This is a genomic window from Actinomadura sp. B10D3, assembly GCF_039871695.1.
Lineage (GTDB): Bacteria > Actinomycetota > Actinomycetes > Streptosporangiales > Streptosporangiaceae > Spirillospora > Spirillospora madurae.
In genome coordinates this window covers 108,263-132,773 of sequence record NZ_JBDPLY010000023.1, presented here as the reverse complement: position 1 = coordinate 132,773, position 24,511 = coordinate 108,263, and the positions used below count along the sequence as shown (strand labels likewise).

21 protein-coding genes and 1 pseudogene are annotated in these 24,511 nt (G+C 74.2%); 15 read left to right on the top strand and 7 right to left on the bottom strand.

Annotated elements, in window-relative coordinates:
• Positions 1 to 6: 6 nt before the first annotated feature.
• The 5 genes from ABGB11_RS29385 to ABGB11_RS29365 all read left to right on the top strand — a co-directional run bounded on the left by ABGB11_RS29385 (position 7) and on the right by ABGB11_RS29365 (position 4,868).
• Positions 7 to 1,194 carry a helix-turn-helix domain-containing protein gene (locus ABGB11_RS29385; RefSeq protein ID WP_347637971.1) on the top strand — a complete coding sequence of 396 codons (1,188 nt, stop codon included), beginning with the start codon at positions 7 to 9 and terminating at the stop codon, positions 1,192 to 1,194.
• A 96-nt stretch (positions 1,195 to 1,290) separates the two neighbouring features.
• Entirely contained in the window at positions 1,291 to 2,205 is a 915-nt protein-coding gene (locus ABGB11_RS29380) for an ACP S-malonyltransferase (RefSeq protein ID WP_347637969.1), read from the top strand.
• Entirely contained in the window at positions 2,202 to 3,170 is a 969-nt protein-coding gene (locus ABGB11_RS29375; RefSeq protein WP_347637967.1) for a beta-ketoacyl-ACP synthase III, read from the top strand. Before ABGB11_RS29380 ends, ABGB11_RS29375 begins: the two co-directional genes overlap by 4 nt.
• Positions 3,171 to 3,226: 56 nt before the next feature.
• Positions 3,227 to 3,481, top strand: coding sequence for an acyl carrier protein (locus tag ABGB11_RS29370; protein ID WP_021599354.1), 255 nt, complete (start codon positions 3,227 to 3,229; stop codon positions 3,479 to 3,481).
• A 79-nt stretch (positions 3,482 to 3,560) separates the two neighbouring features.
• Positions 3,561 to 4,868, top strand: a complete 1,308-nt coding sequence (locus tag ABGB11_RS29365; protein WP_347637965.1) for a beta-ketoacyl-[acyl-carrier-protein] synthase family protein — start codon at positions 3,561 to 3,563, stop codon at positions 4,866 to 4,868.
• A gap of 248 nt (positions 4,869 to 5,116) precedes the next feature.
• Here the strand turns inward: ABGB11_RS29365 and ABGB11_RS29360 are convergent, their stop codons facing one another.
• Positions 5,117 to 5,611 (bottom strand): DUF3145 domain-containing protein, encoded by a 495-nt coding sequence (locus ABGB11_RS29360; protein WP_347637963.1) that lies wholly within the window; start codon positions 5,609 to 5,611, stop codon positions 5,117 to 5,119.
• 331 nt (positions 5,612 to 5,942) lie between these two features.
• Here ABGB11_RS29360 and ABGB11_RS29355 point away from each other — a divergent pair, with 331 nt between their 5' ends.
• Genes ABGB11_RS29355 through ABGB11_RS29340 form a run of 4 tightly spaced genes read left to right on the top strand, consistent with a single transcriptional unit; the run spans position 5,943 to position 10,650 of the window.
• Positions 5,943 to 7,130 (top strand): S8/S53 family peptidase, encoded by a 1,188-nt coding sequence (locus tag ABGB11_RS29355; RefSeq protein WP_347637961.1) that lies wholly within the window; start codon positions 5,943 to 5,945, stop codon positions 7,128 to 7,130.
• Positions 7,131 to 7,163: 33 nt separating this feature from the next.
• Positions 7,164 to 7,688 carry a sigma-70 family RNA polymerase sigma factor gene (locus ABGB11_RS29350; protein WP_347637959.1) on the top strand — a complete coding sequence of 175 codons (525 nt, stop codon included), beginning with the start codon at positions 7,164 to 7,166 and terminating at the stop codon, positions 7,686 to 7,688.
• Positions 7,685 to 8,137 (top strand): hypothetical protein, encoded by a 453-nt coding sequence (locus ABGB11_RS29345; protein ID WP_347637957.1) that lies wholly within the window; start codon positions 7,685 to 7,687, stop codon positions 8,135 to 8,137. Before ABGB11_RS29350 ends, ABGB11_RS29345 begins: the two co-directional genes overlap by 4 nt.
• Positions 8,134 to 10,650, top strand: coding sequence for a CHAT domain-containing protein (locus ABGB11_RS29340; RefSeq protein ID WP_347637955.1), 2,517 nt, complete (start codon positions 8,134 to 8,136; stop codon positions 10,648 to 10,650). Before ABGB11_RS29345 ends, ABGB11_RS29340 begins: the two co-directional genes overlap by 4 nt.
• A 15-nt stretch (positions 10,651 to 10,665) precedes the next feature.
• Here the strand turns inward: ABGB11_RS29340 and ABGB11_RS29335 are convergent, their stop codons facing one another.
• The 3 genes from ABGB11_RS29335 to ABGB11_RS29325 form a co-directional block, all read right to left on the bottom strand.
• A complete protein-coding gene (locus tag ABGB11_RS29335; protein WP_347637953.1) occupies positions 10,666 to 11,496 on the bottom strand; it encodes a sulfurtransferase in 831 nt (276 codons plus the stop codon).
• Positions 11,497 to 11,566: 70 nt separating this feature from the next.
• The gene (locus ABGB11_RS29330; protein ID WP_347637951.1) at positions 11,567 to 12,667 is read right to left on the bottom strand and encodes a nucleotide pyrophosphatase/phosphodiesterase family protein; all 1,101 of its coding nucleotides are present in this window, start codon (positions 12,665 to 12,667) and stop codon (positions 11,567 to 11,569) included.
• 40 nt (positions 12,668 to 12,707) lie between these two features.
• A complete protein-coding gene (locus ABGB11_RS29325; RefSeq protein WP_347637949.1) occupies positions 12,708 to 13,289 on the bottom strand; it encodes a DUF5998 family protein in 582 nt (193 codons plus the stop codon).
• A gap of 85 nt (positions 13,290 to 13,374) precedes the next feature.
• On the opposite strand from ABGB11_RS29325, the gene ABGB11_RS29320 reads away from it, so the two are divergent.
• Entirely contained in the window at positions 13,375 to 13,653 is a 279-nt protein-coding gene (locus tag ABGB11_RS29320; protein WP_347637947.1) for a hypothetical protein, read from the top strand.
• Positions 13,654 to 13,655: 2 nt separating this feature from the next.
• On the opposite strand, the gene ABGB11_RS29315 is transcribed toward ABGB11_RS29320, so the two are convergent.
• Complete coding sequence (locus tag ABGB11_RS29315) at positions 13,656 to 16,094, bottom strand: GNAT family N-acetyltransferase (protein ID WP_347637945.1); 2,439 nt, start codon at positions 16,092 to 16,094, stop codon at positions 13,656 to 13,658.
• Between the two features lie 167 nt (positions 16,095 to 16,261).
• On the opposite strand from ABGB11_RS29315, the gene ABGB11_RS29310 reads away from it, so the two are divergent.
• On the top strand, positions 16,262 to 17,185 hold the full coding sequence (locus tag ABGB11_RS29310) for a sugar kinase (RefSeq protein WP_347637943.1): 924 nt from the start codon (positions 16,262 to 16,264) through the stop codon (positions 17,183 to 17,185).
• A gap of 101 nt (positions 17,186 to 17,286) precedes the next feature.
• Here ABGB11_RS29310 and ABGB11_RS29305 read toward each other — a convergent pair whose 3' ends face one another.
• A complete protein-coding gene (locus ABGB11_RS29305) occupies positions 17,287 to 18,312 on the bottom strand; it encodes a LysR family transcriptional regulator (RefSeq protein WP_347637941.1) in 1,026 nt (341 codons plus the stop codon).
• Between the two features lie 522 nt (positions 18,313 to 18,834).
• Here ABGB11_RS29305 and ABGB11_RS29300 point away from each other — a divergent pair.
• Positions 18,835 to 19,953, top strand: coding sequence for a serine hydrolase domain-containing protein (locus ABGB11_RS29300; protein ID WP_347637939.1), 1,119 nt, complete (start codon positions 18,835 to 18,837; stop codon positions 19,951 to 19,953).
• Positions 19,954 to 19,959: 6 nt separating this feature from the next.
• Complete coding sequence (locus ABGB11_RS29295; protein WP_347637937.1) at positions 19,960 to 20,466, top strand: pyridoxamine 5'-phosphate oxidase family protein; 507 nt, start codon at positions 19,960 to 19,962, stop codon at positions 20,464 to 20,466.
• Positions 20,467 to 20,478: 12 nt separating this feature from the next.
• On the opposite strand, the pseudogene ABGB11_RS29290 reads toward ABGB11_RS29295, so the two are convergent.
• Positions 20,479 to 22,571: pseudogene (locus tag ABGB11_RS29290) on the bottom strand (RecQ family ATP-dependent DNA helicase).
• A 152-nt stretch (positions 22,572 to 22,723) separates the two neighbouring features.
• Here ABGB11_RS29290 and ABGB11_RS29285 point away from each other — a divergent pair.
• Both ABGB11_RS29285 and ABGB11_RS29280 read left to right on the top strand, forming a co-directional pair.
• The gene (locus tag ABGB11_RS29285) at positions 22,724 to 24,094 is read left to right on the top strand and encodes a threonine/serine exporter family protein (protein WP_347637935.1); all 1,371 of its coding nucleotides are present in this window, start codon (positions 22,724 to 22,726) and stop codon (positions 24,092 to 24,094) included.
• An 85-nt stretch (positions 24,095 to 24,179) separates the two neighbouring features.
• On the top strand, positions 24,180 to 24,506 hold the full coding sequence (locus tag ABGB11_RS29280) for a hypothetical protein (protein WP_347637933.1): 327 nt from the start codon (positions 24,180 to 24,182) through the stop codon (positions 24,504 to 24,506).
• Positions 24,507 to 24,511 lie beyond the last annotated feature (5 nt).

The window sequence follows — 24,511 nt, the reverse complement described above, 5'->3', positions numbered from 1 at the left end:
GGGGAGGTGAACACCGCGAACGAGGCCGAGATCCGCGAGCAGACCACCCAGCGCCTGGAGAAGGCCATGGGGACCTTCGGCACCGCGGCGCTGAGCCGGATGGAAGAGCAGCTCCCCTGGTTCCGGCGCATGCCCGCCGACCAGCGGTCCTGGATCGGCCTCGTCGCCCAGGCCGGCATCGCCGCGTTCGTGGAGTGGTTCAAGAGCGACGAGCGGACCCGGCCCGCCATCGCCGGCGAGGTGTTCGGCACCGCGCCCCGCGAGCTGCTGCGCTCGGTCAAGCTCCAGCACACCATCGACATGATCCGCGTCATCATCGACGTGGTGGAGACCCGGCTGGACGAGCTCGCCGCGCCCGGCGGCGAGGCCCAGCTCCGCGAGGCGATCCTGCGCTACACGCGGGACGTGGCGTTCGGCGCCGCCCAGGTGTACGCCCGCGCCGCCGAGACGCGCGCCGCCTGGGACGCGCGGCTGGAGGCCCTCGTCGTCAACGCCGTCCTGCGCGGCGAGGTCGACGACGGCATGCACTCCTGGGCCGCCGCGCTCGGCTGGACGTCCAAGCCCGTCACCGTCATCGCGGGGATGACCCCGGAGGACGAGGAGCCCGAGGTCACCATCGACCAGATGCAGCTGGCCGCCCGCCGCGCCCGCTCCGACGTGCTGGCCGGCGTCCAGGGGCACCGGGTCATCGTCATCGTCGGCGGCGACACCGACCCCATGGAGGCCGCCCGGCCGATCGCCGCCAAGTGCGGGCCCGGCCCCGTCGTCGTCGGCCCCCAGGTCGCCGACCTCTACGACTCCACCCGCTCCGCGCGCGCGGCCGTCGCCGGCCTGCGCGCCGCCGCCGGCTGGCCGGACGCGCCCCGTCCCGTCCAGGCCGCCGAGCTGCTCCCCGAGCGCGCCCTGGACGGCGACGCCGAGGCGCGCCGCCACCTCGTGGAGGACGTCTACAACCCGATGCTCGCCGCCGGCGCCCCGCTCCTCGACACGCTCACCACCTACCTCGAACAGGGGTCGTCGCTGGAGGCGACCGCGCGGCTGCTGTTCGTCCACCCCAACACCGTCCGGTACCGGCTGCGCCGCGTCACCGAGCTGACCGGCCTCGCCCCCACCGACGGCCGCAACGCCTTCACGCTGCGCATCGCCCTGGTCCTCGGACGCTTCCAGGACGCCGAACACGGCCGGTATGCCTGACCAGCGCAGCTTGTAGGGGTCGTACAAACCGCCCTGACCAAAGTTGGTCGCGATCCGCATCGTGGTGGAAGGGACGATCGCGGCAGGCTGGTCGCTGTGATACTCCTCGCATCGCCCGGCCAGGGCGCCCAGACCCCCGGCTTCCTGCAGCCATGGCTAGAGATACCCGGAGTCGCCGACCGTCTCGCCTGGTGGTCGGCCGTCACGGGTCTCGACCTGGTCCGGTTCGGGACGACCGCGGACGCCGAGGAGATCCGCGACACCGCGGTGGCGCAGCCGCTGCTGGTCGCCGCCGCGCTCGCCGCCTACGAGGTGCTGTACGAGGACGCGGCCCCGGACGCGGTCGCCGGGCACAGCGTGGGCGAGCTGGCCGCCGCCGCCATCGCCGGGGTCCTGACCCCCGAGACCGCGCTGGTCCTCGTCCGGGAGCGGGGACGGGCGATGGCCGAGGCCGCCGCCGTCACCGAGACCGGCATGACCGCCGTCCTCGGCGGCGACACCGAGGAGGTGCTCGCCTCCATCGACAAGCACGGGCTCACCCCCGCCAACGTCAACGGCGCGGGCCAGGTCGTCGCCGCCGGGACGCTGGAGCGGCTCGCCCGGTTCGCCGACGAGCCGCCCGCCAAGGCGCGGCTCCGGCCGCTGCAGGTCGCGGGCGCGTTCCACACCGAGCACATGGAGCCCGCCGTCGGCACCCTCGCCCGGCTCACACTCGGCGCCCCCGTCGCCGACCCGCGGGCCACGCTGCTGCAGAACCGCGACGGCGCCGTCGTCTCGTCCGGACGCGACTTCCTCGCCCGGCTCGTCGACCAGGTCAGCGCCCCCGTCCGCTGGGACGCGTGCATGGCGACGATGCGCGACCTCGGCATCACCGCGATCATCGAGCTGCCGCCCGCCGGGACGCTCACCGGGCTCGCCCGCCGCGAGCTGAAGGGCGTCGAGCTGGTCGCCCTCAAGTCCCCCGCGGACCTGGACAAGGCCCGCGAGCTGATCAAGGCGCACGCCTCATGACCGCCGTGCTGCGCATCCCCGAGGCCGCGCCCGGCGCCCGCATCCTGGCCTTCGGCGACTACCGGCCCGCCCGGATCGTCACCAACGACGAGCTCGCCGAGACGGTCGACACCGACGACGAGTGGATCCGTACCCGCGTCGGCATTGCCGAGCGCCGCATCGCCGGCGACGACGAGGGCATCGTCGAGCTCGGCGTGCACGCGGGCGGCAAGGCCCTCGCCAACAGCGGCCTCGACCCGTCCGACATCGACCTGGTCATCCTCGCGACCTGCTCCGCGGAGTCGCCGATGCCGGGCCACGCCGCACAGGTCGCGCACCGGCTCGGCATCGACGCGCCGGGCGCCTTCGACCTGAACGCCGCCTGCGCCGGCTTCTGCTACTCCCTCGCCACCGCCAGCGCCGCCGTCCGCGCCGGGAGCGCGCGCAACGTGCTGGTCATCGGCTCGGAGAAGATGTCCCAGTGGATCGACTGGACCGACCGGTCCACCTGCATCATCTTCGCGGACGGGGCCGGCGCGGCGGTCGTTGCGGGCAGCGACACCCCCGGCATCGGACCGGTCGTGTGGGGCAGCGCCGGCGACAAGTACGACAAGATCATCATCGAGGACCGCAACTCGTTCATCCGGCAGGAGGGCCAGGCGGTGTTCCGCTGGGCCACCACCGCCATCGCGCCGATCGCGGCGGAGGCGTGCGAGCGCGCCGGGATCTCCCCGGCCGACCTCGCCGCCGTCGTCCCGCACCAGGCCAACCTGCGGATCATCGAGGCGATCGCCCGCAAGGTGAAGGCCACCAACGCCGTCGTGGCCGACGACATCGTGCAGTCGGGGAACACCTCGGGCGCCTCCATCCCGCTCGCCCTGTCCCGCATGATCGAACGCGGCGACGTGCCGTCCGGCGCCCCGGCCCTGCTGGTCGGGTTCGGCGCCGGGCTGTCCTACGCTGCCCAAGTCATCCAGATCCCGTAGGCCGTCACGCCTGCTCGCAGGCTCTGGACCAACCCACCGAAGGAGAAAGCGGAACCATGGCAGACGTCGCCACCGAACAGCAGATCCTGGACGGCCTCGCCGAGATCATCGACGAGATCGTCGGCATCGACAAGTCCGAGGTCACCCCGGAGAAGAACTTCATCGACGATCTCGACATCGACTCGCTGTCGATGGTGGAGATCGCCGTCGCCGCGCAGGACCAGTTCGGCGTCGAGATCCCCGACGACGAGCTGCGCAACCTGAAGACGGTCAAGGACGTCGTCAACTTCGTCCAGAACCTCCAGAGCTGAGCCGCGGGGACGGCGCGCCGCCCGCCGGGGAGGCGGCGCGCCCGACCCTCCCCCTCACAGTCCGCAAGGAGAGCCCACCATGAGCAAGAGCCAGACCAGAGTCGTCGTGACGGGTCTCGGTGCAACGACGCCACTCGGCGGAGACCTCCCGTCGACCTGGTCCGCCCTGCTCGCCGGAGAGTCCGGCATCCGCCCGCTGGACTGGGAGGGCGTCGAGGACCTGCCGGTCCGCTTCGCCGCGACGCTCAAGGTCGACCCGTCCGAGGTGCTGCCCCGGGCGAACATGCGGCGGCTCGACCGGAACCAGGCGATCGCGCTGATCTCCGCGCGCGAGGCGTGGAACTCCGCCGGGTTCGCCCCGCCGACCGGCGGCAAGCCGCAGAAGGGCATGGACCGGCCCGGCGTCGACGGCGGCTTCACCGTGGACGGCGAGCGCCTCGGCGTCGTGTTCTCCAGCGGCATCGGCGGCCTGCACACCGCCCTGAACAGCTACGACGTCTACCGGGAGAAGGGCTGGTCGCGGGTCTCGCCCTTCACCGTCCCGATGCTGATGCCGAACGGCGCGTCCGGGCACGTCGGCATCGAGTTCGGCGCGATGGCCGGCTCGCACGCCCTGGTCAGCGCCTGCGCGTCCAGCGGCGAGGCGGTCGGCTACGCCATCGACATGATCCGCGCCGGCCGCGCGGACGTGGTGATCTGCGGCGGCACCGAGTCGTGCATACACCCGCTGCAGATGGCCTCGTTCGGCGCGATGCGCGCGATGTCGACCCGCAACGAGGAGCCCGCGCGGGCGTCCCGGCCCTACGACAAGAACCGCGACGGGTTCGTGCTCGGCGAGGGCTCCGCGGTGATGATCCTGGAGTCGGAGGAGCACGCCCGCGCCCGCGGCGCCCAGATCCACGGCATCGCGGCGGGGTGCGGCTACTCCGGCGACGCCTATGACATCGTCCTGCCCGACCCGTCCGGTGCGGGGCAGGCCAAGGCGATGCAGCGGGCGCTCAAGGACGCCGGGCTGGAGCCCTCCGACCTCGTCCACATCAACGCGCACGCGACCTCGACCCCGGCCGGCGACGTCGCCGAGCTCGCCTCGATCAAGGCGGGGCTCGGCGAGGAGGCGGCCCGGCAGGTGGTCATCACCGCGACCAAGTCGATGACCGGGCACCTGCTCGGCGGCGCCGGCGCGCTGGAGTCGATCTTCACGGTGCTGGCGCTGCGGGACGGCATCGCACCGTTCGTCGCCAACCTGGAGGACCTCGACGACGAGGTCGACCTGGACATCGCGCGCGACGAGCCGCGCAAGCTGCCGGACGGTCCCGCCGCGGCGCTGAACAACTCGTTCGGGTTCGGCGGCCACAACGTGTCGGTGGCCTTCCAGCGCGCCCTGTAAGAACTTCCTGCGCGATCGATGACCGCGCACGTGAACGGCCCGGCGAGTGCGTCTCGCCGGGCCGTTTCCGTGTTCCTGTCGTCCGATGTCCGGCAACGACCTTTGCCACCACGCGAGCGCGCCATCTGACCGGTGGAGGCGACGCCGGAGGCGAGCCTCCACCGGGAAGCTCGCGAAGCGAGGTCGCGCTCGCCCGAGCACGGTCAGAGGGCGAGCCGCCAGGCGAGCCCTCTGGGCCGGGGTTGCAGTTACACAGCGGCGTGCAGCCAGCGGACGGGCGCGCCGTCGCCGGCCCTGCGGAACGGCTCCAGCTCGTTGTCCCACGGGGTGCCGAGCAGGCGGTCGAGCTCGGTCTCCAGGCTGGTCTTGCCGACGGCGGCGTTGGCCATGACGGCGCGGAGCCGGTCCTCGGGGACCATGATGTCGCCGTTGGCCCCGATGACGCCGGTGAACACCCCGAGCGACGGGGTGAAGCTGAAGCGGACGCCGTCGGTGCCGGGCGTCGGATCCTCGGTCGCCTCGAACCGCACCAGTTTCCAGTTCCGCAGCGCGGAGGTGATGCCCGCGGCGGTGCCGGGCCGTCCCTCCCAATGAAGCTCGGCGCGGAGCGTTCCCGGCGCCGCCGGCTGATCGGCCCACTCAAGGGAAACGGGCACCCCAAGAACACCTGCGGCGGCCCACTCGATGTGCGGGCTCAGCGCAGGTGGCGCGGAGTGGACGTAGAAAACGCCACGTGCGGTCACCGGACCTCCTGGATCTGTACCGAGGCTCGTCTTCCCCTACGGCCTCGTACGTCCCAAGTCGGCGTCCGCGTCCCTCATTGTGCATCATCGGCCCGTGTCGCACCACCGTGGATCCGCTGTTTGTCGAACACTTGATCACGGGATGCGCGCCGTTCACCCGGCCCGCGCGACAAGGGTAGGCCTTCGCGGGCCGGTCGCGGGGGCAAAGCGCGTAAGGCGATCTCAGCTTTCGCTCGACCGCAACCGAATACTTTCGGTTGATCCAGTGTCACGCACCGTCGCCGATCCGGCACCATGGGCGCAGGGACGGTCAGGGAAAGGCGGGGCTCTGATGTTCGACCAGCAGGCGCGGCTGGACCGGGTGCTCGCGCGGCACGCGAACGCGGTCGTGGTGGAACCGCTGCCGGGGCGGCCGGCGCTGATCCGCCGCGACGAACTCCTGGTCGCCGGGCGGGACGCCGCTGCCGCCGAGGACCTGGTCCGCCGCTGGTGCGACGCGCGCCACGACGGCCGCGGCACGACCCGGCTGCGGCTGCGCCCTCCGGCCAAGGTGGACGTGTGCGAACTGGCGTCCGCGCTCGGTTCCGGCGGGCGGCACCGCCGGCTGAGCGTCTCGCCGAACCATCTCGTCGTCGGGCAGCCGATGTGGTGGAGCGGGCCCGCGGACCGGCCCCGCCCGGCACCGCCCGTGCCCGCCCCGGAGGCCGTCGCGGCGCGGCGGGGCGTGACCGTCGCGATCCTCGACACCGGCCTCGCGCCGCACCCCTGGTACGCGCAGACCGAGTGGTACCGCGAGCAGCGCGCCGAGGTGGCGGAGGTCCTGGACGCCGACCTGGACTTCGACCTCGACGCGCAGGCGGGGCACGGCACGTTCATCGCGGGCGTCGTCCTGGCGCAGGCCCCGTCCGCCGAGCTGCGGGCCCGGCGCGTCATCGGCGGCGACGGGGTCGGCGACGAACTCGACGTGATCCGGGCACTGGAGTGGCTCGCCGAGCGGAAGCACGCCGACGTCGTCAACATCTCGCTCGGCTGCCACACCTACGACGACCGGCCGTCGCCCGTGCTGGCGCAGGCGATCGCCGCGCTCGGCCGCCGCACGGCCGTCGTGGCGTGCGCGGGGAACGCGGCGGCGGACCGCCCGTTCTGGCCCGCCGCGATGAAGCCGGTCATCGCCGTCGCCGCGCTGGACGGCGCCGACCGGGCCTGGTTCTCCAACTACGGCTGGTGGGTGGACGCGTGCGCGCAGGGCGTCGGGGTGGCCAGCACCTTCGTGCGCTTCGACGGGCGCCGGACGGCCGTCGACGGGATCGACCCCGACCGGTTCGACGGCTACGCGACCTGGAGCGGCACCTCGTTCGCGGCGCCGGTCGTGGCGGGGCGGATCGCCCGTCTCGCCGCGGTGGAGGGCATCGGAGCCGCCGAGGCGGCCGATCGCGTCCTCGATCCGGCGCGGCACCGGGTTCTCGCGGATCTCGGTACCGAAGTTCACGCTTCGTCAGCGTCCGATGCCCTAGGGTGAACGCGGAGCGGGGGGCCTCGGGAGGAGACTTCGGTGGCCCGCAGGGACGGTACGGACGAGCTGGTGATCCGGGCACGCGACGGCGACGGTGACGCGTGGGCCCGGCTGGTCGAGCGGCACAGCGGGCTGCTGTGGTCGATCGCCCGCTCGCACGGGTTGAACGACGCCGATTCGGGCGACGTGGTGCAGACCACCTGGCTGCGGCTGGTGGAGCGGATCGACGGCCTGCGCGAGCCCGCCGCGACGGCGTGCTGGCTGGCCACGACCGCGCGCAACGAATGCCTGCGGCTGCTGCGCCGCCGCGGCCGGGAGCTGCCGGCGGTGCCCGCGCCGCGCGCGCCCGAGCCCGGTCCCGACCGGGTCGTCGCGGCGCGCGAGCGGCTCGGCCTGGTCGGCGCGGCGCTGGAGGCGCTGCCGCGGCGGTGCCGCACGCTGCTGCGGCTGTTCGCGCTCGCACCGACGCACGCCGAGCTGGCCGCCGCCCTCGGCATCCCCCTCGGCAGCGTCGGGCCGACGCGGGCGCGCTGCGTGGAGGCGCTGCGGAGGCTCGTCCCGTGAACGACGACGAGCTCATGGCGCAGGTGCGGGACGCCTTCGAGATCCTCGACCCGGTGCCGGCGGACGTCCTGGCGGCGGCCCGCGCGTCGATCGCGTGGCGGACGCCGTCCGCGACGCTCGCGGAGCTGGCCCTCGACCGGGGCGGGCGGGCGGCGGCCGGGGTCCGCGGCGGCGCGGGCCGCACGCTGGCGTTCGCGTGCCCCGGCCGCACGGTGGAGATCGAGGTGACGCGGAACGGACGGCACCGCGAGATCACGGGGCGGCTCGTCCCGGCCGCGGCGGCGCTCGTCCAGGTCCGGCACCGCGACCTGCCGGACCTGGACGCGCTCACCGCGCGCGCCGAGCCGGCCGGGCTGTTCTGCCTGCCGCGCGTCCCGTCCGGGCTGGTCAGCCTCGTCTTCCGGCTGGACGGCGGGACATCGCTCGTCACGAGCTGGGTCCGGCTGTGACCGGCCGGGACGAGCGCACGCTCCTGCGGTTGGCCGCCGTGGACCCGGCGGAGGCCTTCGCGCGGGCGAAGGCCCTCCTTGAGGACGGCGGCGGGGTGTTCGCCCTGCGGGTGGCCGGGCTGGCGGCCAAGGAGCTGGGGAGGCTGGACGAAGGGCTCGCGTTCCTGCATCAGGCTCTGGATCTGGCTACCGTGTCCGACCCGTATGCGGCGGCTCAAGTGCGGATGAACCTGGTCGGCCTGCTCACGGCACGGGGAGACGTCACCGGGGCGCTGGCCAACGCGTCCCATGCGGAGACCGTCCTGCGCGGTCTCGACGCGGACCGCCTCGCCGCGAACAAGGCGTGCGCCCTGGCGCGGGCCGGACGGCTGGACGAGGCGCACGACGTCGCGGCCGGAGCCCTCCCCCGCCTCCGCGAGGGCCACGACCCCGCCGCGCTCAACGGGCTGCTGACCAACCTGGGGCTCGCGCGGGCGTTCCGCGGTGACCACGGCGGTGCGGAGGAGGCCCTGGCGGAGGCCGTCGCCGTCGGGGAGGCGGCGGGGCTGCGTCACCAGACGGCCATGGCGAAGGGCAACCTCGCGTTCGTGGCGTCGCGGCGCGGGGACGTCCCGCGGGCGCTCGACCTGTTCGCCGAAGCCGAACCCGGCCTGACCGGCGAACGCCTGGCGCAGTGCCGGCTCGACCAGGCCGAGACCCTCATCATGGCCGGCCTGCCGGGCGAGGCCCGCCCCGTCCTGACCGCCGCCCTGGACGCGGCCATCGAGCACGGGTACGGATGCGACGTCGCGGACGGCTTCCTGCTCCTCGCGCACGCCGAGCTGGCCGACGGCAACGCCGAGCAGGCCACGGAAGCGGCCGAACAGGCCCGCACCACGTTCGCCGAGCAGGAACGCACCGGATGGATGCTCCTGGCCGAGCATGTCCTGCTCAAGGCCCGGTGGGCGTGCGGTGAACGGTCCCCCGTCCTGCTCCGCTCCGCCGTGGCCGTGGCCGACCGGCTGGAGAGCGGCGGCTGGTCCGACGCCGCCGACGAGGCCCGGATCGTCGCCGCGCGCGTGGCGCTGTCGCTGGGGCGTCCGGCGGGGCATCTGCTCACCTCCGTCGGGCGGTCCCGCGGCCCGGCGCCCGCCCGGATCGCCGCCTGGCACGCGCTGGCCCTCGAACGCGCGGCGCGCGACGACCGCAGCGGCGCGGTGGCCGCGGTCAGGAAGGGCCTGGAGGTGACCGAGGAGCACGCGGAGGTGCTCGACGCGCTCGATCTGCGCGCCCGCGCCGCGGGATGCGCCGCCGAGCTCGCCGCGTTCGGCCTCGGCCTCGCCGGCTCGGCCCGGGAGCTGCTCGCGGTGGAGGAGCGGCGGCGGGCGATCGCGCGCCCGGTCCGGGTCCGGCCGCCGCGCGACCCCGAGCGCGCCGCCGCGCTGACCGCGCTGCGCGCCCTCAGCGTCGACCACACGGCCGACACGGCCCGCGGCGGCGCCGGGTCCGCGCCGTCGGGCGGGATGGCCGGGCTGGAGGCGGCGATCCGCGCCCGGACGCGGCGCCGGCCGTCCGGCGCGTCCCCGCCGCGCTCGGGCGCGGCCACCGAGGTCGCCGCGGCGCTCGGCGACCGCGCCCTGGTCGAGCTGGTCGACATCGGTGGCGAGCTGCACGCCGTCACGGTCGCCGACGGCCGGCCGCGCCGCCACCACCTCGGGCCGTGCGAGGAGGCCCTCCGCGAGATCGGCCTGCTGCGCTTCGCCGCCCGCCGCCTCGCCGAACGGGACGACACCGCGGCGCTGTCCGCCCTCACCGCCACCGCCGGACGCCTCGACCGGCTGCTGCTCGCCCCGCTGCGTCCCGTCATCGGCGACCGGGAGCTGGTCATCACCCCGACCGGCGCCCTCCACGGCCTGCCGTGGGCGGTGCTCCCCTCCCTGGCCGGGCGCCCGCACGCGATCGTTCCGTCCGCCGGCGCGTGGCTGCACGCCCGCACGCGCGCCCCGGCGAGCGGGCACACAGTCCTCGTGGCGGGCCCGGACCTCCACTACGCCGGCGGGGAGATCGCGTCGCTGCACCGCCTCTATCCGGAGGCGGCCGTCCTGGACGGTGACGGCGCGCGGGCGGAGACCGTCCGGGACGCCCTCGACGGCGCGGCGCTGGCCCACATCGCCGCCCACGGCGAGTTCCGCGAGGGGAACGCCCTGTTCTCCCGCCTGCGCCTCGCCGACGGCCCGCTGCTGGTCCACGACCTCGACGAGCTGGCCGCGCCGCCGCACCTGATCGTCCTGTCCGCCTGCGACATCGGCCGCGCGGACGGGGGCGACGCCGTCCTCGGCATGGCGGGCGCCCTGCTCGCGCTCGGCACCGCCACGGTGGTCGCCAGCGTCACCCCGGTCCGCGACGAGGCGACGCCCGCGTTCATGGCGGCGTTCCACGCCTCCCTCGCGGCGGGCGTGAGCCCCGCCCGCGCCCTGGCCGCGATCCCCCGGGCGCCGGCGACGGCCGGGTTCGTCGCCATGGGGGCGGGCTGACGCCGCGCCGGCCCGTCAGTTGTCCCCGGTGGCGATCGGGTTGGCCGGGTCGGTCACCCAGTTCGACCAGGACCCGACGTACAGGGCGGCGGGGATCCCGGCGAGGGTGAGGGCGAGGATCTCGTGGGCGGCGGTGACACCGGAACCGCAGTAGGCACCCACGTCGAGGGCGTCCGTCGCGCCGAGCTGCGCGAACCGCTCGCGGAGCAGCTCGGGCGGCAGGAACCGGCCGTCCACCCCGACGTTGCCGGAGGTGGGCGCGTTGCGGGCGCCCGGGATGTGCCCGGCGACCGGGTCCACGGGCTCCTGCTCGCCGCGGTACCGCTCGGCGGCGCGGGCGTCCAGCAGCACGCCCGCCGTCGCCAGCTCGGCGGCGCCCTCCGCGTCCAGGACGGGCAGCCGGCCCGGGTTGGCGATGAAGTCGCCCGGCTTGGGCTCCGGCTCGGCGGTGGTCACCGGGAGGCCCGCCTCCGTCCAGGCGCGGTAGCCGCCGTCCAGGACGCGGACCCGGTCGTGCCCGAAGTAGCGCAGCGACCACCAGACCCGCGCCGCGGACGTGGAGTCGGCGTCGTCGTAGGCGACGACCAGGCTGTCCGCCGAGACGCCGGCGCGGCGCATGGCGGCCTCGAAGACGACGGGTTCGGGAAGGGGATGCCGGCCGCCCGGGCCGGGCGGACCGGCCACGTCGCGGTCGAGGTCGACGAACACGGCGCCGGGCAGGTGCCCCCTGCGGTAGGACTCGATCCCCGGCGGTCCCGCCAGATGCCATCGGACGTCCAGCAGGACCACGGGCGTCTGCCGCCGGAGCAGCCGGTCCAGCGCGGGCACTTCGATGAGAGGGTGCACATCGCCAGTTTGACCGCCGATGCCCCGATTAGGGAGGGGCGAATCGGGACTCATCTCAACTCCCCAGGTATCAGGGCCGGGACGTGCCGACCAGCGGCACGAGTTGCTCGGCCGGGACGAGGGAGCCGTGCATGCCGACCATCCTGTTCAGCCACGGTTCCCGCTCGGTCGCGACGATCGCGAGGTCGGCGTGCGGGACCGCGACCACGTCGCCGACGCGTTCCAGCATCCCGTCGCCGACCGGCCCGAACCAGCCGCGCGCGACGGCCTCGTCTCGCGAGACGACCCACGCCCGCCCGTCCAGCGTCTGCGTCCACGCGGCGAGCACGTCGCCATGGGCGCCCGGCTCGCTGTAGACGTACCGGGCGCGGGCGTCCCCGCCGAGGAGGGCGACACCCTCCCGCAGCTCCGGGACGGTGTCCGCGTCGATCCGCTCGGCCGGATCGACCATGCCGTGGTCGGCCGTCACATGCAGGGCCGAGCCCGGCGGCAGCACCTCGGCGATGCGCTGGGCGAGGACGTCGACGAACCTGAGCTGGTGGCGCCAGTCCGCCGAGCCGACGCCGAACCGGTGGCCGGTGGAGTCCAGATCGGGGTGGTAGGCGGTCACGTAGGCCCGCTCGCCCCGGCGCAGCGCCAGCTCGGTCCGTCCCACGAGCTGGCCGAGGCCCTCGGCGGCCAGGTAGTCGGCGCCGCGGGCGGTGGCACGGCTCAGCCCCGAGCGCTTGTACTGGCGCAGGGACACGTAGGCGACCTCGACCCCGTCCGCCGCCGCCCGCTCGTACGCGGTCGGGACCGGCTGGAACTCCGCCGGGTCGGGGTCGTCGTCCTTCCAGTGCAGGCAGTTGAGAAGCCGTCCGGCACCGGGGATCGCGACCTGGAGGCCGAGCAGCCCGTGCTCCCCGGGCGGGACGCCGGTCGCCAGCGAGGCGAGGCTCGTCACCGTCGTCGCCGGGAACCCGGACGTGATCGGGCCGCCGGCCATCGCGTTCAGGAACGGCGCCTCATCGGGATGCGCCCTGAGCTGCTCCCAGCCGAGACCGTCCACGAGCAGGACGCAGACGCGCGGCACCTCCGAAAGCCCCAGCACGTTCACCGCGCCCGGGACGCCCAGCGCCGCCAGCACGGAGGGCGCCAGATCAGCGAGCGCCCCGCCCCCGTACCGAGGCACAGGCGCCTCCACCACGCGCTGCTCCGCCGCGGTCACGCGGTCACCGGGCGGTCGCGGTGGACAGTTCCTCGGCGAAGGCCAGGACCTGGCGCACGGCGTCGGCGCCGTCGGCGGCCTCGCTCACCCGCAGGGACAGGTCGTCGGCCGTGACGCTGCCGGTGTAGCCGTGGTCGGCCTCGCAGTTCTCGTCCCCGCACGTCGCGGGTTCCAGGTCGATGTGCGCGATGGCCCCCCAGCCGATGGTCAGCACCACCTCGGTGGGCGGCACGCCCGGCACGTAGGCGGCCGGGTCCGGGACGACCCGCGTGACCGCGACCGACTGGACGCGCTCCAGCTTCACCGCCTCGGTGGTGGTGGACGCGTGCGGCCGGGTCATCCCCTCGCCCGGCGGGTGCTCGTCGGTGTGGCACACCAGCAGCCGGGTCGCCGACAGCACGAGCACGGTCACGTGCCGGCGCACCTCCATCGCGGGGTCGAAGGTCGCCTCGTGGTGGACGACGTAGGCGGTGACGTGTTCGTCACCGACCGCCGACTCGACCGCGTCCGCGACCAGGGCCGGGTAGTAACCGCTGCGCTCGATGGCCGTGCGCAGCCCACTGACGGTCGCTCGGGTTTCCCTCATGGCCCCATCCTGCCCTGTCCGGGACGGACGCGCACATGACCCGCGGCGCGCGGTGATCCCGGCGCGGGCGGGGTAGGGGGTGGGCATGGACGAGCATCCCCTGCCGACTCCGCCGCCGGTGCCGCCGCCGACACCGGACCCGGCCCCGCCCCCGCAGCCGCCGGTGCCGCCCACGCCGCCGCCCGGCCCCGCGCCGCGGCCGCCGGGGCCCGTCCCCCCTGGCCCCTCGCCCGAGCCCGTGCCGCCGGGCCCGCCGCCGGAGCCCACGCCGCCCGGACCGCCGCCGGAGCCGGTCCCGCCGGGGCCCGAGCCGGATCCCGTCCCGCCGACGCCGGAGCCGAGCCCGCCGCCGCCCCCGGGCTGACGTCAGAGGCGCCGCGGCCCGAGCTCGGGACGCGGCCCGAGCGGACGTTCCAGGGTGAGCGTCGCCGAGCGCACCGTCGCGCCCGCCCCGCCGGCCATGACCGGGTCGAGCTCCAGCCGCGCCACCTCGGGAAGGTCGTAGCCGAGACGGGACGCCCGCAGCAGCAGGTCTTCGAGGGCGCCGGTGTCGGCGGGCTCGGCGCCGCGGTGCCCGAGCAGCAGCGGCGCGGTGCGGATCGCGCGGATCATCTCCGCGGCCTCCGCGTCCGCCAGCGGCGACAGCCGGTAGGCGCGGTCGTCCAGCAGGTCGGCGGTCTCGTCGGCGATCCCGAAGGAGATCAGCGCGCCGAACGAGCGGTCCTCGCGGACGACGATGCGGGTCGGCACCCCGTCCCCGCCGCCCGCGACCTCGATGCCGTAGCAGCCGAGCAGCTCGGCCGCCTGCTTCGGGGTGGCCTCGACCGGGCCGCCGTCCCCGAGCCATCCCGCGACCAGCTCCCGCGCCCGGTCGCGGTCGACGTCCTCCAGTTCCGGCGTCCGGCCGGTGGGGCGCTGCCGCCACCGCGCGTACCTGATCACGTAGGCCAGCGCCCGGACGGCGTCCTCCGGCGAGGTGTAGGACGGCACGGACCCCTCCGCCGCCGTCCCGTCCGGGCCGGGCACGCGCAGGTCGGCGGGCATCCCCTCGGTGCCGAGGTAGGTCGCCACGATCGGCTTGCGGCCCTCGGCGGCCAGCCGGAGGATCTTCTCGGGGACGCGGACGTCGTAGCCGCCGATCGTCGGCGGCGTGAACAGCGCCACGACCGCGTCGACCGTGTCGTCGTCCAGTGCCCCGGCGAGCGCGGCCTCGTAGTCGTCGGCGTCCGCTTGGGGGCCGAGGTCGATGCGCGGCCGGACGTCGAGGCCGAGCGCGACGGCCTCGTCCTGCGCCAGCAGGCCGAGCGAGTTGGAGTTGTCGATGATCGCGATGCGGTCGCCGGCGGGGAGCGGCTGGTAGGCGAGCACCTGCGCGACGTCGAACAGCTCCGCGAGGTCCTCCACCCTGATCACGCCGGCCTGCTCGAACAGCGCGCTGACCGCGTGGTCGGGCAGGGTGAGCGCCCGCGCGGCGTGCCCGAGCGGGACGCCCTGCGTGCTGCGGCCGCTCTTCACCGCCACGATCGGCTTGCGGCGGCCGAGCCTGCGCGCGAGCCGCGTGAACTTGCGCGGGTTCCCCAGCGACTCCAGGTAGAGGAGGACGGCCTTGGTCTCCGGGTCCTCCTCCCAGTACTGCATCAGATCGTTGCCTGACACGTCGGCGCGGTTCCCGGCGGACACGAACGTGGACAGGCCGAGGCCGCGTTCGGCCGTCCGCTGCAGGATGGCGATGCCGAGCGCACCGGACTGGGAGAAGAACCCCACCGGGCCCCGTCCCGGAAGGGTCGGCGCCAGGGTCGCGTTCAGCCGCACGTCCGGATCGGTGTTGGCGATCCCGAGGCAGTTGGGCCCGACGACGCGCATCCCGTACGCGCGGGCGAGGCTGACCAGCCGCTCCTGGGCGGCCCTCCCCTCGTCCCCCACCTCGCCGAAGCCGGACGACACGACGACCAGGCCGCGCACCCCCTTGCCCGCGCACTCCTCCACGACCTCGTGGACGGCGTCCGCGCGGACGGCGACGACCGCGAGGTCCACATCGTCCGGGATCTCCAGGACGGACGCGTACGCACGGACCCCCGCCACCGCCACGGCCGTCGGATGCACCGGGTACACGGGGCCGGAGAAGTCGCCGGACAGCAGGTTGCGCAGGACGGTCTGCCCGACGGTGTGCTCGGCGCGGCTCGCCCCGATCACCGCCACCGACCGCGGGAACAGCAGCCGCTGGATCGACCGCGACTCGGCGCGGTGCTCGCGCGCCGTCATGACCTCCAGCGACGTCTCCGTCGGCTCCAGGTCGAGGACGAGCTCGATCACGCCCTCCTCGAACCGCTGCTCCGCCCGGTAGCCGGCCTCCCGGAACACCCGCGTCATCCGCCGGTTGTCGGGCAGGACGCTCGCGACGAACCGGCGCACGCCCCGTTCCCGCGCCGCGGCGGCGATGTGCTCCAGCAGCACCGGGCCGACCCCGCGGCCCTGGTGCGCGTCCTCCACGAGGAAGGCGACCTCCGCCGTCTCCGGCCGGTCGGCCAGCCGGTCGTACCGGACGACCGCCACCATCTCCCCCGCGATCGTGGCGATCAGCGCGACCCGCCGGTCGTGGTCGACGGTCGTGAAGTGCTCGACCTCGCGGTCGGACAGGCGCGGGCGCGGCGAGAAGAACCGGTAGTAGATCGACTCCGGGGACAGCCGGGCGTGGAACGTGCGCAGCAGATCGGCGTCCTCGGGCCGGATGGGACGCAGATGGGCCGTCCCGCCGTCGCTGAGGACGACGTCGGCCTCCCAGTGGTCCGGGTAACGCTCGGTCACGTACCCGAGGGTAAGGCACGGGGGCGCCGCCGCCCGTGCGAGAAAAACCAGGCTTCCTCGGTTTCGCTGCGCGTTCGAGACCTAATCCGGGCGCAAGAGCTGTTACGGTCAACCACACGCCCGGAATTGCCGCTCGCGCGGGCCGTGTTGATCGAGGTGATGACTCCATGACGCGCGTGGTCGTGGTCGGCGATCTTATGACCGACACCGTGGCGCGTGCCGCGTACCCCTTGGCGAAAGGGAGCGACACGCCCGCCGCCGTGACGATCCATGGTGGCGGCTCCGGCGCCAACGTGGCCGCATGGCTCGCCGTGGAAGGGACCGACGCCGCCTTCGTCGGCCGCCGCGGCTCCGACATCGCCGGCCGGAACCGGGACATGGAACTGATGGGTTACGGCGTCGACGCCCGCCTCGTCATGGACCAGGAACGTCCCACCGGCACGTGCGTCATCATGGTCACCCACAAGGGCGACCGGACGATGCTGTCGGACCCCGGCGCCAACGGCGCGCTCCTCCCCGAGGACATCGAACGCTGCAAGGACCTGTTCACGCAGGGCACCCATCTGCACCTGTCCGGCTACTCGCTGATCAACGAGGGCTCCCGCAAGGCCGCGATCCACACCCTCGACCTCGCGCGCAAGGCGCAGATGTCGGTCTCCGTGGACGGCGGCTCCTCCTCCCCGCTCAAGCGGATGGGCGCGGAACCCTTCCTCGAGTGGACGCAGGGCGCCCGGCTGCTCGTCGTCAACGCCAAAGAGGCCGAGATCCTCACCGGCCGCGACACCCCCGAGCAGGCCGCCAAGGTGCTGACCGCCTGGTACCCGCAGGTCGTCATCAAGAGCGGCGCCGACGGCGCCCTCTGGTACACCAACGGCCGCCCCGAACCGATCACCGTCGCCGCCGAACCCGTCGAGAAGATCGTCGACGGCACCGGCGCCGGAGACGCGTTCGTCGCGGGCCTCATCCCGCCCTGGCTGGACGGCAAGCAGCCCGCCGACGCGCTCACCGCCGGCTGCCGCCTCGCCGCCCGCGCCATGCAGCACCTCGGCGCCCGCCCCACCCTCGACGTGGTCGACAACCAGATCAAGTAAGGGGCCGGTCCGCACGGGTCCAGGGGCTTCCCCTGGACCCTGCCGCTGCGGGTTCGCCTCACTCGCCCGTGCCCCGAGCCGGCGTTAGCGGCGCGGCGCGGTCAGGCGAGGGGGGTGTAGGTGCGGACGTCTTCCTTGACCGCGTCCCAGAGGCGGTTGAGGGGGTGGCCGGCGTCGTAGCGTTCGAGGTCGGCGCGGCGGACGAAGGCGCCCGTCATGAGCTCGGCCTTGGGCTCCAGGTCGTCGTGCAGCCCGATGGCGCGGAGGGGAACGGCGTCCGGGTCCTCCTGCGCGGCCATTCCGCGGCCGATCGAGCCGGTGACGATCATGCAGCCGCGGACGAATCCCGACCTGAGCAGCGACAGCCCGTAGTGCACGTCGTCGATGTCGGCGACGACGTTGAGGCGCTCGCGGAAGTTCGTCCCGTACCAGGTGGCGAGCAGGTCGGCGACGAGGCCGGCGGGCGGCACCACGAGCGGGACGCGTCCGAGGCCGCTGGTCTCCACGGCCGTGTCCGGCAGCTCGGACTCCGGCAGGTTGGTGAGCAGCAGCGCCTGGCCCCGGGCGTACTCGATGACCTCGTACTCCTTCAGCCGCAGGTCGCCCTCCTGGGTGCTGACGATGCTGCCGCAGATGAGGTCGACCTGGCGGTTCTCCAGCCGTGACCACACGTCCTTCGTACGGACGTGCAGGACCTTGAACTCCACTTCGCGCTGCCGGAACTCCTCCGAGACGCGGTTCCAGGCCCGAGAGACGATCGGCAGCGTGAACTCGGTCGTGCCGACGGTCAGCATGCGGCCGAGCCGCCGCCGGCTCAGATGAATGGACTCCAGCCATTTCTCGAAGGTGCTCCGCGCCAGTTCGACCGTCGCCTCACCGGTCGGGGTGAAGAGGAAGTCCTTTCCCCGGCCCTGCCGGGCCGTGAGGACCTCGCCGCACAGAGTCTGGCTGGTGCGGTTCAGCGTGTCGAGCTGCTTCTGGACGCTCGACTGCTCGCGTCCGAGGACCCGCGCGGCCCTCAGTGCCGACCCCGTCTCGTGAACCACCAGAAGGGTCCGCAGCTGGTCGAACGTCATGTCGAGAAGCCCGGGCGGGCCGTCGAGAAGGGCGTCGAGGGTCGGTGACACGGGGAGGGACATTACTACCTCTTCCGGCGCCTCGCGGAAATGGCCGCGCGGTCAACTGAACGGGAAATGATGACATTTCCGCCTGAACTTATCCCAAGATGTTCCCCCAAACAACTGGACAGACTTTCCTGACCTCTAGAACACTTTCACCTCGACGGACCACTCCCTCGCCGCCGTCCATCCGTCCCAGGACGGCGGCGTTCCCGGGCGAGCCCCGGCGGTGCCGGCCGCCGGGGCCGCCGCCCGGTGCCCGACTCCCGTTCGCCGCGGCCCTTCTCCGCCGCGGCGCCGGGACCGGACGCCGGCCCGTGCGCGGGGCCGCGCGCACGGGCCGGCCCGAATCGTCCCGCCCGCGCCGACGGGGGCGCGCGGGCGCACGCCCCCGCACCAGCGGAAGCAGGGAGACGCCGGGCTGGTCTCAAGCGGGCGGGCGGTTATCAGGATGGGCGGGCCAAGTGGTGCGGATGTTGCGGGTAGGAGGAAAGTGAGGCGGTCCCGTGGAGCGGTGAGGATCGTGACCTTATGAGCGGCGATGACGTGCAGGGGCGGGTGCAGGCGGCGGTCGACGGGCTCGTGGCGTCCGGCGGCGAGGTCGGTTTGCAGGTGGCGGTGGTCGAGCACGGGCGGGTGGTGGCGGACGTGGTCGGGGGCGTCGCCGACTCGCGGCGGGGGCTGCCCGTTGCGCCGGACACGCTGTTCTACGCCGCCTCCACTGCGAAGGGCATCGCGTCGACGGTCGCGCACGTGCTCGTGGAGCGTGGGGAGCTCGACTATGACCTGCGCGCGGTGGACGTCTGGCCGGAGTTCGGGGTGCACGGCAAGGAGAAGGTGACGCTCCGCCACATGCTGCTGCACACGGCGGGCGTCCCCGGGCCGCCGTACGACACCACGGTCGAGGATCTGTGCGACTGGGAGCACATGTGCGCGGTGCTCGCCGGGTCCGAGCCCTGGTGGGAGCCGGGGACGCGCTTCGGCTACCACGCCCAGACGTTCGGGTTCCTCCTCGGCGAGATCGTGCGGAGGGCGACCGGGCGGACCCTGTCGTGGTGGCTGAGGGAGGCCGTCACACGCCCGCTCGGTGTCGAGGACGAGGTGCACTTCGGGGTTCCGGACGTCCTGCTGGATCGTGTCGCCCGGCAGGAGCCGCCGGAGGGGCCGCCGCCCGAGCCTCCGCCGCCCGGGTCTCCGGCGGACAGGGCGATCCCGCCGGGCATCAGGTCCGACGCCGCGTACGCCAACCGGGCCGACGTCCTCGGCTCCGACATCCCGTCCGCCGGGACCATGTCGGCCCGCGGGGCGACCCGCGTCTACGCCGGTCTGCTCGGCCATGTCGACGGCGTCGGCCTCGTCTCCGCCGCCCGCCTCTCCGGCATGGCGGCCGTGAAGTACCAGGGCATGGACGAGGTGATGGGCATACCGACCGAATCGGCCTTCGGGTTCAGCACCTTCCGGCCCGGTGGCACGCAGGGCCGGCCCGGCTCGACGCTCGGCATGGTGGGGATGAACGGCTCGGCCGCCTACGCCGACATCGACTCCGGGGTGGCCGTCGCGGTCATGCGCAACCGCTTCGGGTTCGACCTCGCGGCGGCCTCGCAGATCGACCGCATCGTGATGGAGGCCTTCCCCGCCAGATCGGAGTGAACGACCATGCGGAATCCGGTGACCCGGCTCGACGAACGCTTCAGTGATCCCGCGGCCGAAGCCACGCCGTGGGCGGCCACGCGTGAGGCGCTGGAGGACGCCCAGCTCTTCTGGATCACGACCGTCCGGTCCGATGGGCGGCCGCATGTCACGCCGCTCGTGGCGGTGTGGCTCGACGACGCCCTGTACTTCACGACGGGGCCCGAAGAGCAGAAGGCCCTGAATCTCCGCGGCAATCCCCACGTGGTCCTGACCACCGGCCGCAACGACTGGGACCGGGGGCTGGACGTCATGGTCGAGGGTGAGGCCCAGCGCGTGACCGACCGCGCCCTCCTCGAACGTCTCGCCACCGCGTGGGCGGCCAAGTGGAACGGCGAGTGGCAGTACCAGGTGACCGACACCGGCTTCACCCACGGGGCGGGCGAGGCGATCGTCCTCGAAGTGCGGCCGACCAAGATCCTTACCTTCGCGAAAGGCACGTTCGGTCAGACCCGCTACCTCCCCGCCGACTGACACCCCGCGCGGTCAGGAGGGGGTGGCCAGCGCCAGCGGGAGGATTGCGCCTGCGCCTGCCTCTTTCAGGAGGCGGGTTGCCGTGGTCATGGTCCAGCCCGTTTCCATGCGGTCGTCTACCAGAAGGATGGGGCCCTGGTTGGTCGCCAGGGCGGTGGCCAGGTCGTCGGGGACGGCCAGGGTGTGCCAGACGGAGCGGAGGCGCTGGGCGCTGTTGTGGCGGCGCGGGGCCGGGTCGCCCAAGGGGGTCAGTTCGCCCAGGTACGGCAGGCGGCCGATCCGGGCGATGCTCTGGCCGAACGTCGTGACCAGGCGGGGGCGGGAGCGGGAGCCGATCGTGACGACGCCGGTGGGGCGGGCCGGCCAGTCCCAGGCGGCGAGGACCTGGACGACGGCGTCCACGAGGTCGGCGGGGACGTCGGTGTCGTCGGCGGCGAAGAGGTCGCGCAGGCGGTTGCCCCAGCCGATGTCGGTGAGGCGGCCGAGGGCGCGGCCGGTCTCGGCCTGGAGTTCCGGCTTGATGCGGCCGGAGACGCCCAGGTCGTCCTTGACGCCGGTGGGCCACATGCGGCGGGGGGCGATGTCGACGCCGGGACGGTGCAGCCGGTCGCGAGCCCGGGTGACGCTCTCCCGGGTGACCTCGGCGGGGCGGTGGCGGCCCGTGCAGTTGTCGCAGCGGCCGCAGGGGGCGGCGGCCGGGTCGTCCAGCCGGGTGCGCAGGAACTCCTCGCGGCAGGCCGTGGTCGAGATGTGTCGAGCATCGCCTGCTGCTCGCGGCGGCGTTCGGCGGTGACGCGCTCGTAGCGTTCCCGGTCGTAGGCCCAGGGCTCGCCGGTCGACGTCCAGCCGCCCTTGACGCGGCGGACGGCGCCGTCCACGTCGAGGACCTTCAGCATCATCTCCAGCCGGGCCCGGTTCAGGTCGACGAGCGGCTCCAGCGCGCCGGTGGACAGCGGCCGGCCGGCGGCGTCCAGGACGTCGAGGGTGGCGCGGACGATGTGCTCCGGCGGGAAGGCGAGGCTGGCGAAGTAGGCCCAGATGTCGCGGTCCTCCCGGCCGGGGAGCAGGATCACCTCCGCGCGGTCGACACCGCGTCCGGCCCGCCCGATCTGCTGGTAGTAGGCCACCGGGGACTGCGGCGCGCCGACGTGGACGATGAAGCCGAGGTCGGGCTTGTCGAAGCCCATGCCGAGGGCGCTGGTGGCGACGAGGGCCTTGAGCTTGTTCTCCTGGAGGTCCTGCTCGGCCTGGAGGCGTTCGGCCTGCTCCGTCTGGCCGGAGTAGGCGGCGACCTCGTACCCCCGGTCGCGCAGGTAGCCGGTGATCTCGTGGGCGGCGGCGACGGTGAGGGTGTAGATGATGCCGGAGCCCGGCAGGTCGCCGAGGTGCTCGCCCAGCCAGGCGACGCGCTGCTCGGCGGTGGGCGGCGTCACGACGGCGAGGTGCAGCGACTCGCGTTCGAGGGGGCCGCGCAGGACGAGGGCGTCGGCGCCCGCGAGCTGCTCGGCGACGTCCTGGGTGACGCGGGCGTTGGCGGTCGCGGTGGTGGCGAGCACCGGGATCCCGGGCGGCAGATCGGCCAGCAGGGTGCGCAGCCGCCGGTAGTCGGGGCGGAAGTCGTGGCCCCAGTCGGAGATGCAGTGCGCCTCGTCGACGACCACCAGCCCGGCGCCGGCGGCGAGCTTGGGCAGCACGAGGTCGCGGAAGTCGGGGTTGTTGAGCCGCTCGGGGCTGACCAGCAGGACGTCGACGGCGCCCGCCTCGACCTCGGCGAAGATCTGGTCCCAGTCGCCGGTGTTGGACGAGTTGATCGTGCGGGCGTGGATGCCCGCCCGGTCGGCCGCGTCGATCTGGTTGCGCATCAGCGCCAGCAGCGGCGAGACGATCACCGTCGGGCCGGCGCCGCGCTCGCGGAGCAGCCGGGTCGCCACGAAGTACACGGCGGACTTGCCCCAGCCCGTCCGCTGGACGACCAGGGCCCGGCGCCGCTCGACGACGAGCGCGCTGATGGCCGTCCACTGGTCGTCGCGGAGCCGCGCGTGGTCGCCCGCGAGAGCGCGCAGACAGCGTTCGGCCTCGTCCCGTAGTCCGTCCGAAGTGGTCATGCGTCCTTGGTACCAGCGCCGCGGAAGACTCCGCACCAGAATCACGTTCTGTGGAAAGGCGGGGCGACCGGGGCGGATTTCACACACGGGGGGCGTGGGTAGCCTGCCAGACAAGATCAGCATCCAGGGCGGAAAGGGGCACGGGCGGGGGTATGGGCGCGGCGGAACGCTTGCGGCGGACGTGGCAGGTCCTGATGGACGGGTCGCCCCCGGAACCCCACGAGGAGGAGCCCGGCGAGGTCGTCGATCCCCGGGCCGTCGACCTCGTCCTGCGGGTCGGTGAACTGCTCCTGGCCAGCGGCGAGACGACCGAGCGCGTGAACGAGGCGATGCTCAGCCTGGCCGTGGCCTACGAGCTCCCCCGCTGCGAGGTGCAGGTCACGCTGACCAGCCTCCTGGTGTCGGCCCACCCCGGCGGGGGCGCGCCGCCCATGACGGGCACGCGCGCCATCCGGCGCCGGACCCCGGCCTACTGGCGGCTCACCGCGCTGCACCAGCTCGTGCAGGACGCGTCCATCGGCATGCTGGAACTGGACGACGCGCACAGGCGGCTCGCGGCGATCAAGCGGGGCCGTCCCCCGTACCCGGCGTGGCTGCTCGTGGTGTCGCTCGGGCTCATCTCCGCGTCCGGCAGTGTGCTGTCCGGCGGTGGTCCGCTCGTGGCGACCACCGCGTTCTTCGCCACCCTGCTCGGCGACCGCGCCGCCGCCTACCTGGCGCGCCGTGGCGTCGCCGAGTTCTTCCAGCTGGCGTTGGCCGCCGCGATCGGCGCCAGCGCGGCGGTGCTGGTGGTGGCGATGGGCAACCCGGGCCAGGCCGCCACGATCGTCACCGGCGCGATCCTGGCGCTGCTGCCGGGGCGGCCGCTCGTGGCGAGCATCCAGGACGGCATCACCGGCGACCTGCTCAGCGCGGGGGCGCGGGTGCTGGAGGTCTTCTTCATGATCGCGGCGATCGTCGCCGGGCTCGGCGCGGTCGTCTACCTCGCGATCAGCCTCGGCGTGCCGATCGACGTCCGCCACCTGCCCGCCCCGTCGGCGAAGCTGGAGCCCGTCGCGGTCATCGCCGCCGCCGCGATCTCGCTGACGTTCGCGGTGTCCCTGGCGACGCCGCGGGACGTGCTGGCGGCCACCGCCCTCGGCGGCGCGCTGATCTGGGTGCTGTACGTGCTGGCCCGCGGGTGGGACGTCCCGCCGGTCCTCGCCGCGGCCGTGGCGGCCACGATCGTCGGTGTCGCGGCGAGCTGGCTCGCGCGCAGGAACTCGCAGCCCGTCATGCCGTACGTGGTCCCGGCGATCGGCCCCCTCCTGCCGGGGACCGCGCTCTACCGGGGCATGGTCGAGCTCAACACCGGCTCACCGCAGGCGGGCGTGCTGAGCCTCATCACCGCCGTGTCGGTGGCCCTCGCGCTCGGCGCCGGCGTCAACCTCGGCGGCGAGCTCGTGCGGGCGTTCCAGCGCGTGGGGCTGAGCGCGTCCGGGCGCTGGGCGCGCCCCGCCGCCCGCCGCACCCGCGGCTTCTGAGCCGCCTCATTCCGGCGCCGGTCATTCTGTCGGTGCTCATTCTGTCGGTGCTCATTCTGTCGGTGGCGGACGTTACGTTCGCCGCATGTACCGACAGGGAGACGTCCTGATCCTGCCCGTGCCCGCGGAGGCGGTCCCGCAGTCCGTGCGCGACCTTCCGCCGTCCCCGCGCGACGGGAGGGGCCGCATGGTGCTCGCGCTCGGCGAGGCGACCGGGCACGCGCACGCGCTGACGGCGCCGGGCTCGCTGCTGCGCACGCCCGACCCGCTCGTCCCGGATCACCTGCACCTGCCGTCCGGCGGGCGGCTGGTGCACGAGGAGCACGCGCCGATCACGCTGCCCAAGGGCTGGTACCGGGTGATCCGGCAGCGCGAGTACGTGCCCGGGTCCGTCCGCGTCGTGGCGGACTGAGGTGG

Bases quoted from the DNA above. Each gene is read 5' to 3' on its own strand.
- ABGB11_RS29370 (WP_021599354.1), top strand. From the start codon at position 3,227: ATGGCAGACGTCGCCACCGAACAGCAGATCCTGGACGGCCTCGCCGAG.
- ABGB11_RS29295 (WP_347637937.1), top strand. From the start codon at position 19,960: ATGCGGAATCCGGTGACCCGGCTCGACGAACGCTTCAGTGATCCCGCG.
- ABGB11_RS29365 (WP_347637965.1), top strand. From the start codon at position 3,561: ATGAGCAAGAGCCAGACCAGAGTCGTCGTGACGGGTCTCGGTGCAACG.
- ABGB11_RS29285 (WP_347637935.1), top strand. From the start codon at position 22,724: ATGGGCGCGGCGGAACGCTTGCGGCGGACGTGGCAGGTCCTGATGGAC.
- ABGB11_RS29300 (WP_347637939.1), top strand. From the start codon at position 18,835: ATGAGCGGCGATGACGTGCAGGGGCGGGTGCAGGCGGCGGTCGACGGG.
- ABGB11_RS29280 (WP_347637933.1), top strand. From the start codon at position 24,180: ATGTACCGACAGGGAGACGTCCTGATCCTGCCCGTGCCCGCGGAGGCG.
- ABGB11_RS29325 (WP_347637949.1), bottom strand. From the start codon at position 13,289: ATGAGGGAAACCCGAGCGACCGTCAGTGGGCTGCGCACGGCCATCGAG.
- ABGB11_RS29375 (WP_347637967.1), top strand. From the start codon at position 2,202: ATGACCGCCGTGCTGCGCATCCCCGAGGCCGCGCCCGGCGCCCGCATC.
- ABGB11_RS29320 (WP_347637947.1), top strand. From the start codon at position 13,375: ATGGACGAGCATCCCCTGCCGACTCCGCCGCCGGTGCCGCCGCCGACA.
- ABGB11_RS29355 (WP_347637961.1), top strand. From the start codon at position 5,943: ATGTTCGACCAGCAGGCGCGGCTGGACCGGGTGCTCGCGCGGCACGCG.
- ABGB11_RS29310 (WP_347637943.1), top strand. From the start codon at position 16,262: ATGACGCGCGTGGTCGTGGTCGGCGATCTTATGACCGACACCGTGGCG.